The sequence below is a fragment of the Citrobacter sp. Cpo126 genome, from assembly GCF_030332445.1.
GTDB lineage: Bacteria > Pseudomonadota > Gammaproteobacteria > Enterobacterales > Enterobacteriaceae > Citrobacter > Citrobacter portucalensis.
The window spans coordinates 1-13,003 of record NZ_JAOWHT010000024.1 but is presented as its reverse complement, the minus strand read 5'-3'; the positions used below and the strand labels follow the sequence as shown (position 1 = coordinate 13,003).

Sequence of the window (13,003 nt, the reverse complement as noted above, 5' to 3'; positions counted from 1 at the left end):
AAGTTAGTCGGCCAGCATCTGTTCGAGCTGTTCCTGCGCATCCAGCCAGGCCATTTCACACTCTTCCAGCCCGGATTTCGCACTGGCCTGCTGCTGCAAACAGGCGGTAAGTTCGGCTTTGCGACTTTGGTCGTACAGTTCGCTGTCGCCGAGTTTTTCTTCCGCCTGCGCCAGCTGTGCGTGCAGTTTCTCCATCTCTTTTTCCAGACGGGTAATCTCTTTACGCAGCGGCTGCGTCAGGGAGCGCAGTTCCGCTTCGCGGCGCTTCTGGTCTTTACGCGCCTGGGCGCTGTTAACGCTCTCTTTCGCCGGTTCGTCGCCCTGGTTTTCCTGTTTCTGGACATCGCTCAGCCACTGCTGATAATCCTCCAGATCGCCATCAAACGGCTCGACTTTCTTGTCGTGTACCAGATAGAGGTCGTCGGTGGTGGAGCGGATCAGGTGACGGTCGTGCGAGACGACAACCAGCGCGCCTTCAAAATCGATCAGCGCCTCGGTCAGCGCCTGACGCATATCCAAGTCCAGGTGGTTGGTTGGTTCATCGAGCAGCAGCAGGTTAGGGCGCTGCCAGACGATCAATGCCAGTACCAGACGCGCTTTTTCGCCACCGGAGAAGCGGCGTGTCTCTTCGCTGACTTTGTCGCCCTGGAAGCCGAATCCACCCAGGTAGTCACGCAGTTTCTGCTCCAGTTCCTGCGGCGCCATGCGTGCCAGATGCTGAATGGGTGATTCATCGGCGCGTAAAAACTCCAGCTGGTGCTGCGCGAAGTAGCCCAGTTTGATGCCTTTCGCCAGGCCAATCTCACCGCTGATTGGGGCCAGTTCGCCGGCCAGCAGCTTAATCAGCGTCGATTTACCCGCGCCGTTGCGACCGAGCAGGCCGATGCGGGAACCCGGCACCAGATTCAGTTTGATCGAATCGAGAATGACGCGATCGCCGTAGCCAGCGCTAACCTTTTCCATCTTCAGCAGCGGGTTTGGTAGGCTTTCCGGCTCACGGAAGCTGAAGTGGAACGGGTTGTCCACGTGCGCTGGGGCAATCAGCTCCATGCGTTCCAGCATTTTGATACGGCTCTGTGCCTGCTTCGCTTTCGTTGCTTTAGCGCGGAAACGATCGATATAGCTTTGCAGATGCGCCACGCGCTCCTGCTGGCTTTCGTACATTGCCTGTTGCTGTGCGAGGCGGGTCGCACGCTGGATTTCAAACGCACTGTAGTTGCCGGTGTACTCGAACATGGTTTGCTGTTCGATATGAATAATTTTATCCACCACCGGATCGAGGAAGTCGCGATCGTGGGAGATCAAAATCAGCGTGCCCTGATAGCTTTTCAGCCATCTTTCCAGCCAGATCACCGCGTCGAGATCGAGGTGGTTGGTGGGTTCATCGAGCAGCAGCAGGTCTGAACGGCAGATCAGCGCCTGGGCCAGGTTGAGACGCATACGCCAGCCACCGGAGAAGTCGCTGACCGGACGTTCAAGCTGCTCGTTGGAGAAACCGAGGCCATGCAGCAGGCTGGCGGCGCGTGAGCGCACGGTCCAGGCGTCGATGGCATCCAGCTTGCCATGGACAGTGGCAATGGCATGTCCATCGTTACGTTCGTTGGCATCGTTCAACTGCGCTTCCAGTTGACGATACTCGCGGTCGCCGTCAATGACGTACTCCAGCGCGGGCTGCGGCAATGCTGGCGTTTCCTGATTCACCCACGCAAGCTGCCAGTTTCCCGGATAGGTAAATCCTCCGGCGTCGGCGCTGAGTTCATTTTTCAGCAATGCCAGCAGGGTAGATTTACCGCAGCCATTTTTACCCACCAGGCCAACCTTCTGCCCAGGATTAATGGTGGCCGTGGCATTGTCCAGCAAGACGCGCACGCCGCGACGAATTTGTAACGATGAGAAAACAATCATAAGGCGCCGTATGTTCAGACTATGTTAATTTATCATTATGATAATGTAATGTGTGGGCCATTTGCCGCACTGAGGCGCAATGGTAGCCCAAAACGTCGAAAATAGACAAAAGACAAAACCGGGAGGGGGATGATGTTCCAGCCAGCGAAAGTCTTGCTGCTGTATGCCCATCCGGAATCTCAGGACTCGGTCGCGAACCGAGTCCTGCTTAAACCGGCCATGCAGCTTAGCAATGTTACCGTGCACGACCTTTACGCACACTATCCTGATTTTTTTATCGATATTCCGCATGAGCAGGCGCTACTGCGTGAGCATGATGTGATTGTTTTTCAGCATCCGCTCTACACCTATAGCTGTCCGGCGCTGTTAAAGGAATGGCTTGACCGCGTACTGAGCCGCGGATTTGCCAGCGGCCCCGGAGGGAATCAACTGGCGGGAAAGTACTGGCGTAGCGTTATCACTACCGGAGAACCGGAAAGTGCCTACCGCTATGACGCGCTAAACCGTTATCCAATGAGCGATGTGCTGCGCCCTTTCGAGCTAACGGCCGGTATGTGCCGTATGCACTGGATGAGCCCAATTATCGTTTACTGGGCCAGACGGCAAACGAAGCAGGAGCTGGACAGCCATGCGAAAGCGTATGGTGACTGGCTGGCGAATCCGATCCCTGTGGGAGGCCGCTGATGGAAGGTTCTGATTTATTGACAGCGGGAGTGTTGTTCCTCTTCGCGGCGGTGGCTGCAGTTCCCCTGGCCTCAAAGCTGGGTATCGGTCCGGTGCTGGGTTACTTGCTGGCGGGTATTGCTATCGGCCCGTGGGGATTAGGATTCATCAGCGATGTGGATGAAATTCTGCACTTTTCCGAGCTGGGCGTAGTCTTTCTTATGTTCATCATTGGGCTGGAACTTAATCCCGCCAAACTGTGGCAACTGCGGCGTTCAATTTTTGGCGTCGGTGCCGCGCAGGTGATGCTGAGCGCGGTGGTGCTGGCCGGATTATTGATGCTCACTGCGTTCTCCTGGCAGGCGGCAGTGGTTGGCGGCATTGGTCTGGCGATGTCATCGACCGCTATGGCGCTACAGTTAATGCGCGAAAAAGGCATGAACCGCAGTGAATCCGGACAACTGGGTTTTTCGGTACTGCTGTTTCAGGATCTGGCGGTGATCCCCGCGCTGGCACTGGTTCCGCTACTGGCGGGTTCTGCTGACGAACATTTTGACTGGATCAAAGTGGGGATGAAGGTGCTGGCCTTTGCCGGCATGCTGATTGGCGGTCGCTATTTGCTGCGTCCGGTTTTCCGCTTTATTGCGGATTCTGGCGTGCGGGAAGTGTTCACCGCTGCCACGCTGCTGTTGGTGCTGGGTTCTGCTTTATTTATGGATGCGCTGGGGCTGTCAATGGCGCTGGGAACGTTTATCGCGGGCGTGCTGCTGGCGGAAAGCGAATACCGACATGAGTTGGAAACGGCAATCGATCCGTTTAAAGGCCTGTTACTCGGGCTGTTTTTTATCTCCGTTGGCATGTCGCTCAACCTCGGCGTGCTCTACACCCATATTCTGTGGGTGGCAGCGAGCGTGATCGTGCTGGTGGTCGTAAAAATGCTGGTGCTGTATGTGCTGGCGCGTCTTAACGGCATGAGAAGCTCTGAACGGATGCAATTTGCCGGGGTTTTAAGTCAGGGTGGTGAATTCGCTTTCGTGCTGTTTTCAACGGCATCCTCGCAACGGCTGTTTCAGGGCGACCAAATGGCGTTGCTGCTGGTGACCGTCACGCTGTCGATGATGACCACGCCGCTGGTGATGAAGCTGATTGATAAATGGCTCTCCCGCCAGTTTAACGGCACGGATGAGGAAGACGAAAAACCCTGGGTGGAAGATGATAAACCGCAGGTGATTGTGGTGGGGTTTGGGCGTTTTGGTCAGGTTATTGGTCGCCTGTTGATGGCCAATAAAATGCGCATTACCGTTCTGGAGCGGGATATCAGCGCGGTGAATCTGATGCGTAAATATGGCTATAAGGTTTATTACGGTGATGCCACGCAGGTGGAACTGTTGCGCTCCGCAGGGGCAGAGGCGGCGCAATCTATTGTTATTACCTGTAATGAGCCTGAAGACACCATGAAACTGGTGGAACTGTGCCAACAGTATTTTCCGCATTTGCATATTCTTGCGCGAGCGCGCGGACGTGTAGAGGCGCATGAGTTATTACAGGCTGGTGTGACGCAGTTTTCCCGCGAAACGTTCTCCAGTGCGCTGGAGTTGGGGCGTAAAACGCTGGTTACACTGGGAATGCATCCGCACCAGGCTCAGCGCGCTCAGCTGCATTTTCGGCGGCTGGATATGCGCATGCTGCGGGAACTGATCCCCATGCATACAGATACGGTACAAATCTCTCGAGCCAGGGAAGCCCGGCGCGAGCTGGAGGAAATTTTCCAACGAGAGATGCAGCAAGAGCGACGTCAGCTGGATGGCTGGGATGAATTTGAGTAGAGGATAACCATGGCAATTCGTAAACGTTTTATCGCAGGTGCAAAATGTCCGTCCTGCCAGTCGCAGGATACGCTGGCGATGTGGCGCGAAAATAATATCGATATTGTTGAGTGTGTTAAGTGCGGTCATCAGATGCGGGAAGCCGATAAAGAGGCGCGCGAGCACGTTCGCAAAGAAGAGCAAGTGATCGGGATTTTTCATCCGGACTAGCGATATGGCGCAGCTTTTTTTAAGCTAGAGGGTACACGGGTGCAGAATTCCGCTACAATCTGCGCCACTATTCTTTCCATGCTCAGGAGATATCATGAAAGTAGCAAAGGACCTGGTGGTCAGCCTGGCCTATCAGGTACGTACAGAAGACGGTGTGTTGGTTGATGAGTCTCCGGTGAGTGCACCGCTGGACTACCTGCATGGTCACGGTTCCCTGATTTCTGGCCTGGAAACAGCGCTGGACGGTCATGAAGTTGGCGACAAATTCGATGTTGCTGTTGGCGCAAACGACGCATACGGTCAGTACGACGAAAACCTGGTGCAGCGCGTTCCTAAAGACGTCTTCATGGGCGTTGACGAACTGCAGGTTGGCATGCGTTTCCTGGCTGAAACTGACCAGGGTCCAGTACCGGTAGAAATTACCGAAGTGGAAGACGACCACGTTGTGGTTGACGGTAACCACATGCTGGCTGGCCAGAATCTGAAATTCAACGTAGAAGTTGTTGCTATCCGCGAAGCGACCGAAGAAGAACTGGCTCACGGCCACGTTCACGGTGCGCACGGTCACGACCACGATCATGACCACGGTCATGACGGTTGCTGCGGTGGTCACGGCCACGGTCACGACCATGGTCACGAGCACGGCGGCGAAGGCTGCTGCGGCGGTGGCGGTAAAGGTAACGGCGGCGGCTGCGGTTGCCACTGATCGGTATGATTGCCTGATGGCGCTACGCTTATCAGGCCTACCGTAGGCCGGATAAGACGTTTACGTCGTCATCCGGCACAAAAAAGCGGGGATATCCCCGCTTTTTTTACGTCTCAATAATGTGGCGGCGGGGTCTCTTCAGACTGCGACGCAATGTGGGACGGCTGCGTTGCTTTGAGCTTTTCCGTCAGCAGACGCAGATGGTCGCGCAGTTTGGCCATTTCCAGTTCATGCGCGGTCACCGTCACGTTGAGCTCTTCAATGGTGATCTCCTGAAATGCCAGGCGACTTTCCAGTTCAGCCAGGCGAGTTTCCATTGTTGTATCCTGCATGATTCACCTCTTTCTTTTTTCTCCGGCAGATCGCGGACTGCGGCGAATTCTACTTAACTTTGCTTGTTTGCACAGCACTCAATCTTCGGTAACGAAACTAATTTAAACAAAAAGAGTCTGAAAAGTGGTGATAATAGGGCGTGCCTGTATGTTGATTTGTTCTGCAACGCTTTATAGTACATTTTTATGTTAGCTAACCCTGGGGTGAGATGCCCCGGCCCTGGAGATATGGATGAAATCACTGTTTAAAGTAACGCTGCTGGCGACCACAATGGCTGTTGCTCTGCATGCCCCGATCACCTTCGCTGCTGATGCTGCGAAACCAGCCGCTACTGCTGACAGCAAAGCAGCATTCAAGAATGACGACCAAAAAGCCGCTTACGCGCTGGGCGCGTCCCTGGGTCGTTATATGGAAAACTCTCTGAAAGAGCAGGAAAAACTGGGCATCAAACTGGATAAAGATCAGCTGATCGCTGGTGTTCAGGATGCGTTTGCAGACAAGAGCAAACTGTCTGACCAGGAAATCGAACAAACTCTGCAGGCGTTTGAAGCGCGCGTGAAGAGCTCCGCTCAGGCGAAAATGGAAAAAGACGCGGCTGACAACGAAGCCAAAGGTAAAGTTTACCGCGAGAAATTTGCTAAAGAGAAAGGCGTTAAAACCTCTTCTACTGGCCTAGTCTACAAAGTAGAGAAAGAAGGTACTGGCGCTGCACCGAAAGACAGCGATACCGTGGTAGTTAACTACAAAGGTACGCTGATCGATGGTAAAGAGTTTGATAACTCCTACACCCGTGGTGAGCCGCTGTCTTTCCGTCTTGACGGTGTCATCCCTGGCTGGACTGAAGGCCTGAAAAACATCAAGAAAGGCGGCAAAATCCAGCTGGTTATCCCACCGGATCTGGCTTACGGCAAAACGGGCGTCCCGGGTATTCCGGCCAACTCTACGCTGGTCTTTGATGTTGAACTGTTAGACATCAAACCGGCACCGAAAGCTGACGCGCAGCCAGATGCTGCACCGGCAGATAAAGCTGCCGACAGCAGCAAAAAATAAGCTAACAGAAACCGCCGCCCACAGGGCGGCGGTTTTTTATTATCGACAGGATATAATTAATACTGGAAAGCGCCTTGTGCGCTGTATTACTTTAGATGCCCCTATAATAGTGATGAGCCTGCCCTGACAACATAACGACAGGCTCCTGAAAAGGAGTGCTTTTTTTCATGTCCAGGTCGCTTTTAACCAACGAAACCAGTGAGCTAGATTTGCTGGATCAACGTCCTTTCGATCAAACCGACTTCGATATCCTCAAATCCTACGAAGCGGTAGTGGACGGGTTGGCGATGCTCATTGGTTCCCATTGTGAAATCGTATTGCACTCTTTGCAGGATTTGAAATGCTCGGCCATCCGCATTGCTAACGGTGAACACACGGGCCGTAAAATTGGCTCACCGATTACTGACCTTGCGTTGCGTATGCTGCATGATATGACGGGTGCGGATAGCAGCGTGTCGAAGTGTTACTTCACACGTGCGAAAAGCGGTGTCTTGATGAAGTCGGTGACGATTGCCATTCGCAACCGTGAGCATCGCGTGATTGGTCTGCTGTGCATCAACATGAACCTTGATGTTCCTTTCTCGCAGATAATGAATACCTTTATCCCACCGGAAACCCCGGAAGTGGGCTCTGCCGTCAACTTCGCTTCTTCGGTGGAAGATCTGGTTACCCAGACGCTGGAATTCACGATCGAAGAAGTGAATGCCGATCGCAATGTTTCCAACAACGCGAAGAACCGCCAGATCGTCCTGAATTTATATGAGAAAGGCATCTTCGATATTAAAGATGCCATCAATCAGGTCGCCGATCGGCTGAACATCTCCAAACATACGGTCTACCTCTATATTCGTCAGTTTAAAAGCGGCGATTTCCAGGGGCAAGACAAGTAATGCGTTTTGCCATCATGGTGACAGGGCCTGCTTATGGCACGCAGCAGGCGAGTAGCGCGTTGCAATTTGCACATGCGCTTCTCGAAGAAGGGCATGAGTTATGCAGCGTCTTTTTCTATCGAGAAGGTGTATATAACGCCAACTTACTGACTTCACCCGCCAGTGATGAATATGATCTGGTGCGGGCCTGGCAACAGCTGAACCAACAGCATGGTGTAACGCTGAATATCTGCGTGGCGGCGGCGTTGCGTCGCGGCGTTGTTGATGAAACTGAGGCAAAGCGACTGGGACTGGCAGGGGCTAATTTACAATCAGGTTTTAACCTCAGCGGGCTTGGATCGCTGGCTGAGGCATCCCTGACCTGCGATCGCGTGGTGCAGTTCTGATGAAACGTGTTGCTTTTGTCTTTTCTACCGTGCCGCATGGCAGCGCATCTGGCCGTGAAGGGTTAGATGCATTGCTGGCGACATCTGCATTAACGGAAGACCTCGGCGTGTTTTTTATCGGCGATGGCGTCTTTCAAATCCTCCAGGGACAACAACCGGATGCCGTGCTGGCGCGAGACTATATCTCAACCTTCAAGCTGTTAGGGTTGTACGATATCGATCAATGTTGGCTGTGCGCCGCTTCATTACGCGAGCGGGGCCTTCAGCAGGGGGTTAATTTTGTGGTCGATGCGACAGCGCTTGAACCGGAAGATTTACGCCGTGAGTTAGGCAACTTTGACGTCATTTTAAGGTTTTGAGACTCTCATGCTGCACACACTACATCGCTCCGCGTGGCTTACCGATTTCTCCTCTCTTCTTCGCCTGGTAGATAAAGACGATGAGCTTTTATTGCTCCAGGATGGCGTGACGGCGGCAATCGAAGGCAGCCGTTTCCTTGAAAGTCTGCAAAATGCCTCCATTAAGGTCTATGTACTGGAAGAAGACATTAAGGCTCGCGGTTTGAGTGGTCAAATTTCAGACAGTGTCGTCAGGGTTAGCTATACTGACTTCGTCAGACTTACGGTGAAGCATCCCAGCCAGATGTCCTGGTAATTGTGGGATCGTTGTATATTTCTTGACACCTTTTCGACACCGACCTAAAATTCTGCGTCCTCATATTGTATGAGGTCGTTTTATTACGTGTTTACGAAGCAAAAGCTAAAACCAGGAGCTATTTAATGGCAACAGTTAACCAGCTGGTACGCAAACCACGTGCACGCAAAGTTGCAAAAAGCAACGTGCCTGCGCTGGAAGCATGCCCGCAGAAACGTGGCGTATGTACTCGTGTATATACTACCACTCCTAAAAAACCGAACTCCGCACTGCGTAAAGTTTGCCGTGTTCGTCTGACTAACGGTTTTGAAGTGACTTCCTACATCGGTGGTGAAGGTCACAACCTGCAGGAGCACTCCGTGATCCTGATCCGTGGCGGTCGTGTAAAAGACCTCCCGGGTGTTCGTTACCACACCGTTCGTGGTGCGCTTGACTGCTCCGGCGTTAAAGACCGTAAGCAATCACGCTCCAAGTATGGCGTGAAACGTCCTAAGGCTTAATGGTTCTCCGTTAAGTAAGGCCAAACGTTTTATATTAATGTCAAACTAAACTCTTAGAGTTTTGGACAATCCTGAATTAACAACGGAGTATTTCCATGCCACGTCGTCGCGTCATTGGTCAGCGTAAAATTCTGCCGGATCCGAAGTTCGGATCAGAACTGCTGGCTAAATTTGTAAATATCCTGATGGTAGATGGTAAAAAATCTACTGCCGAAACTATCGTATACAGCGCGCTGGAGACCCTGGCTCAGCGTTCTGGTAAAAACGAACTGGAAGCTTTCGAAGTAGCTCTCGAAAACGTGCGCCCGACTGTCGAAGTTAAGTCTCGCCGCGTTGGTGGTTCTACTTATCAGGTACCAGTTGAAGTCCGTCCGGTCCGTCGTAATGCTCTGGCAATGCGTTGGATCGTTGAAGCTGCTCGTAAACGCGGTGATAAATCCATGGCTCTGCGCCTGGCGAACGAACTTTCTGATGCTGCAGAAAACAAAGGTACTGCAGTTAAGAAACGTGAAGACGTTCACCGTATGGCAGAAGCCAACAAGGCGTTCGCACACTACCGTTGGTAATCCCTTCGGAGTTTTAGTCACCAGGCGGGCGCTTCTAGTAAGCAGCCCGCTTTGGGCTACTTAAATTGAACGCCTAAAAGATAAACGAGGAATCAAATGGCTCGTACAACACCCATCGCGCGCTACCGTAATATCGGTATCAGTGCGCACATCGACGCCGGTAAAACCACTACTACCGAACGTATTCTGTTCTACACCGGTGTAAACCATAAAATCGGTGAAGTTCATGACGGCGCAGCCACCATGGACTGGATGGAGCAGGAGCAGGAACGTGGTATTACTATCACCTCCGCAGCGACTACTGCATTCTGGTCTGGTATGGCTAAGCAGTATGAACCGCATCGCGTAAACATCATCGACACCCCGGGGCACGTTGACTTCACTATCGAAGTAGAACGTTCCATGCGTGTGCTTGATGGTGCAGTAATGGTTTACTGCGCAGTTGGTGGTGTTCAGCCTCAGTCTGAAACCGTATGGCGTCAGGCAAACAAATATAAAGTTCCGCGCATTGCGTTCGTTAACAAAATGGACCGTATGGGTGCGAACTTCCTGAAAGTTGTTGGTCAGATCAAAACCCGTCTGGGCGCGAACCCTGTTCCGCTGCAGCTGGCAATTGGCGCTGAAGAAGCGTTCACCGGTGTTGTTGACCTGGTGAAAATGAAAGCCATCAACTGGAACGAAGAAGATGCAGGCGTAACCTTCACTTATGAAGATATCCCGGCTGACATGCAGGAACTGGCTGAAGAATGGCACCAGAACCTGATCGAGTCCGCTGCAGAAGCTTCAGAAGAGCTGATGGAGAAATACCTGGGTGGTGAAGAACTGACTGAAGAAGAGATCAAAAAAGCTCTGCGTCAGCGCGTTCTGAACAACGAAATCATCCTGGTAACCTGTGGTTCTGCGTTCAAGAACAAAGGTGTTCAGGCAATGCTGGATGCGGTAATTGATTACCTGCCATCCCCAGTAGACGTACCTGCGATCAACGGTATTCTGGACGACGGTAAAGATACTCCTGCTGAGCGTCATGCTAGCGATGACGAGCCGTTTGCTGCTCTGGCATTCAAAATCGCTACTGACCCGTTCGTGGGTAACCTGACCTTCTTCCGCGTGTACTCTGGTGTGGTTAACTCCGGTGACACCATCCTGAACTCCGTGAAAACTGCACGTGAACGTTTCGGCCGTATCGTACAGATGCACGCTAACAAACGTGAAGAGATCAAAGAAGTTCGCGCGGGCGATATCGCTGCTGCAATCGGTCTGAAAGACGTGACCACTGGTGACACTCTGTGTGACCCGGATCACCCGATCATTCTGGAACGTATGGAATTCCCTGAGCCGGTAATTTCCATCGCGGTAGAACCGAAAACCAAAGCTGACCAGGAAAAAATGGGTCTGGCTCTGGGCCGTCTGGCTAAAGAAGACCCGTCATTCCGCGTATGGACTGACGAAGAATCGAACCAGACCATTATCGCTGGTATGGGTGAGCTGCACCTCGACATCATCGTTGACCGTATGAAGCGTGAATTCAACGTTGAAGCGAACGTCGGTAAACCTCAGGTTGCTTACCGCGAAGCGATTCGCGCGAAAGTTACCGATATCGAAGGTAAACACGCTAAGCAGTCTGGTGGTCGCGGTCAGTACGGTCATGTTGTTATCGACATGTACCCGCTGGAGCCGGGTTCAAACCCGAAAGGCTACGAGTTCATCAACGACATCAAAGGTGGTGTAATTCCTGGCGAATACATCCCGGCCGTTGATAAAGGCATCCAGGAACAGCTGAAATCTGGCCCGCTGGCTGGTTACCCGGTTGTTGATCTGGGCGTGCGTCTGCACTTCGGTTCTTACCATGACGTTGACTCCTCTGAGCTGGCGTTTAAACTGGCCGCTTCTATCGCCTTCAAAGATGGCTTTAAGAAAGCGAAACCAGTTCTGCTTGAGCCTATCATGAAGGTTGAAGTAGAGACTCCGGAAGAGAACACCGGTGACGTAATCGGTGACTTGAGCCGCCGTCGTGGTATGCTTCGTGGTCAGGAATCCAACGTCACTGGCGTTGTTATCCATGCTGAAGTTCCGCTGTCTGAAATGTTCGGATATGCAACCCAGCTGCGTTCTCTGACCAAAGGCCGTGCTTCTTACTCCATGGAGTTCCTGAAGTACGACGATGCGCCGAACAACGTTGCTCAGGCCGTTATTGAAGCCCGTGGTAAATAATCCACAGGATTAAAACCTAAGTCCCGTGCTCTCTCCATAGGGGAGAGCACTATAGTAAGGAATATAGCCGTGTCTAAAGAAAAATTTGAACGTACAAAACCGCACGTTAACGTCGGCACCATCGGCCACGTTGACCACGGTAAAACTACCCTGACCGCTGCAATCACTACCGTACTGGCTAAAACCTACGGCGGTGCTGCTCGTGCATTCGACCAGATCGATAACGCGCCGGAAGAAAAAGCTCGTGGTATCACCATCAACACTTCTCACGTTGAATATGACACCCCGACTCGCCACTACGCACACGTAGACTGCCCGGGCCACGCCGACTATGTTAAAAACATGATCACCGGTGCTGCGCAGATGGACGGCGCGATCCTGGTTGTTGCTGCGACTGACGGCCCGATGCCGCAGACTCGTGAGCACATCCTGCTGGGTCGTCAGGTAGGCGTTCCGTACATCATCGTGTTCCTGAACAAATGCGACATGGTTGATGACGAAGAGCTGCTGGAACTGGTAGAAATGGAAGTTCGTGAACTTCTGTCTCAGTACGATTTCCCGGGCGACGACACTCCGATCGTTCGTGGTTCTGCTCTGAAAGCGCTGGAAGGCGAAGCAGAGTGGGAAGCGAAAATCATCGAACTGGCTGGCTTCCTGGATTCTTACATCCCAGAACCAGAGCGTGCGATTGACAAGCCGTTCCTGCTGCCTATCGAAGACGTATTCTCCATCTCCGGTCGTGGTACCGTTGTTACCGGTCGTGTAGAACGCGGTATCATCAAAGTTGGTGAAGAAGTTGAAATCGTTGGTATCAAAGAGACTGCTAAGTCTACCTGTACTGGCGTTGAAATGTTCCGCAAACTGCTGGACGAAGGCCGTGCTGGTGAGAACGTTGGTGTTCTGCTGCGTGGTATCAAACGTGAAGAAATCGAACGTGGTCAGGTACTGGCTAAGCCGGGCTCTATCAAGCCGCACACCAAGTTCGAATCTGAAGTGTACATTCTGTCCAAAGACGAAGGCGGCCGTCATACTCCGTTCTTCAAAGGCTACCGTCCGCAGTTCTACTTCCGTACTACTGACGTGACTGGTACCATCGAACTGCC

15 protein-coding genes are annotated in these 13,003 nt (G+C 52.5%); 13 read left to right on the top strand and 2 right to left on the bottom strand.

The window, feature by feature from the left end; translation table 11 throughout:
- Positions 1-3: 3 nt before the first annotated feature.
- Positions 4-1,905, bottom strand: coding sequence for an ABC transporter ATP-binding protein (locus tag OGY17_RS03290; protein WP_057067138.1), 1,902 nt, complete (start codon positions 1,903-1,905; stop codon positions 4-6).
- Between the two features lie 132 nt (positions 1,906-2,037).
- Between OGY17_RS03290 and kefG the strand changes: the two genes are divergently transcribed.
- The 4 genes from kefG (at position 2,038) to slyD (ending at position 5,310) form a co-directional block, all read left to right on the top strand.
- Positions 2,038-2,589 carry a glutathione-regulated potassium-efflux system ancillary protein KefG gene (gene kefG / locus OGY17_RS03285; RefSeq protein ID WP_003023629.1) on the top strand — a complete coding sequence of 184 codons (552 nt, stop codon included), beginning with the start codon at positions 2,038-2,040 and terminating at the stop codon, positions 2,587-2,589.
- Entirely contained in the window at positions 2,589-4,394 is a 1,806-nt protein-coding gene (gene kefB, locus OGY17_RS03280; RefSeq protein ID WP_003827759.1) for a glutathione-regulated potassium-efflux system protein KefB, read from the top strand. Before kefG ends, kefB begins: the two co-directional genes overlap by 1 nt.
- A 9-nt stretch (positions 4,395-4,403) precedes the next feature.
- Entirely contained in the window at positions 4,404-4,604 is a 201-nt protein-coding gene (locus OGY17_RS03275) for a YheV family putative zinc ribbon protein (protein WP_003023632.1), read from the top strand.
- A gap of 94 nt (positions 4,605-4,698) precedes the next feature.
- A complete protein-coding gene (slyD, locus tag OGY17_RS03270) occupies positions 4,699-5,310 on the top strand; it encodes a peptidylprolyl isomerase (protein ID WP_008786294.1) in 612 nt (203 codons plus the stop codon).
- Between the two features lie 113 nt (positions 5,311-5,423).
- Here the strand turns inward: slyD and OGY17_RS03265 are convergent, their stop codons facing one another.
- Positions 5,424-5,642 carry a protein SlyX gene (locus tag OGY17_RS03265; protein ID WP_003023639.1) on the bottom strand — a complete coding sequence of 73 codons (219 nt, stop codon included), beginning with the start codon at positions 5,640-5,642 and terminating at the stop codon, positions 5,424-5,426.
- Between the two features lie 232 nt (positions 5,643-5,874).
- Here OGY17_RS03265 and fkpA point away from each other — a divergent pair, with 232 nt between their 5' ends.
- The 9 genes from fkpA to tuf form a co-directional block, all read left to right on the top strand.
- Positions 5,875-6,693 carry an FKBP-type peptidyl-prolyl cis-trans isomerase gene (gene fkpA / locus OGY17_RS03260; protein ID WP_003827768.1) on the top strand — a complete coding sequence of 273 codons (819 nt, stop codon included), beginning with the start codon at positions 5,875-5,877 and terminating at the stop codon, positions 6,691-6,693.
- Between the two features lie 167 nt (positions 6,694-6,860).
- Positions 6,861-7,583, top strand: coding sequence for a helix-turn-helix transcriptional regulator (locus tag OGY17_RS03255; protein ID WP_003023643.1), 723 nt, complete (start codon positions 6,861-6,863; stop codon positions 7,581-7,583).
- Positions 7,583-7,969, top strand: a complete 387-nt coding sequence (tusD, locus tag OGY17_RS03250; protein ID WP_008786293.1) for a sulfurtransferase complex subunit TusD — start codon at positions 7,583-7,585, stop codon at positions 7,967-7,969. The genes OGY17_RS03255 and tusD overlap by 1 nt, the downstream gene beginning before the upstream one ends.
- Entirely contained in the window at positions 7,969-8,328 is a 360-nt protein-coding gene (gene tusC / locus OGY17_RS03245) for a sulfurtransferase complex subunit TusC (RefSeq protein ID WP_191215363.1), read from the top strand. The genes tusD and tusC overlap by 1 nt, the downstream gene beginning before the upstream one ends.
- A 7-nt stretch (positions 8,329-8,335) precedes the next feature.
- Positions 8,336-8,623: a sulfurtransferase complex subunit TusB gene (gene tusB / locus OGY17_RS03240; RefSeq protein ID WP_008786292.1), complete on the top strand. Its 288-nt coding sequence runs from the start codon at positions 8,336-8,338 to the stop codon at positions 8,621-8,623.
- A gap of 125 nt (positions 8,624-8,748) precedes the next feature.
- Positions 8,749-9,123 carry a 30S ribosomal protein S12 gene (rpsL, locus tag OGY17_RS03235; protein ID WP_003023654.1) on the top strand — a complete coding sequence of 125 codons (375 nt, stop codon included), beginning with the start codon at positions 8,749-8,751 and terminating at the stop codon, positions 9,121-9,123.
- Between the two features lie 95 nt (positions 9,124-9,218).
- Positions 9,219-9,689: a 30S ribosomal protein S7 gene (gene rpsG / locus OGY17_RS03230; RefSeq protein ID WP_003023657.1), complete on the top strand. Its 471-nt coding sequence runs from the start codon at positions 9,219-9,221 to the stop codon at positions 9,687-9,689.
- Positions 9,690-9,785: 96 nt separating this feature from the next.
- On the top strand, positions 9,786-11,900 hold the full coding sequence (gene fusA / locus OGY17_RS03225; protein ID WP_003023659.1) for an elongation factor G: 2,115 nt from the start codon (positions 9,786-9,788) through the stop codon (positions 11,898-11,900).
- A gap of 69 nt (positions 11,901-11,969) precedes the next feature.
- On the top strand, positions 11,970-13,003 hold a 1,034-nt coding region (gene tuf / locus OGY17_RS03220; RefSeq protein ID WP_286553871.1), incomplete at its 3' end, for an elongation factor Tu.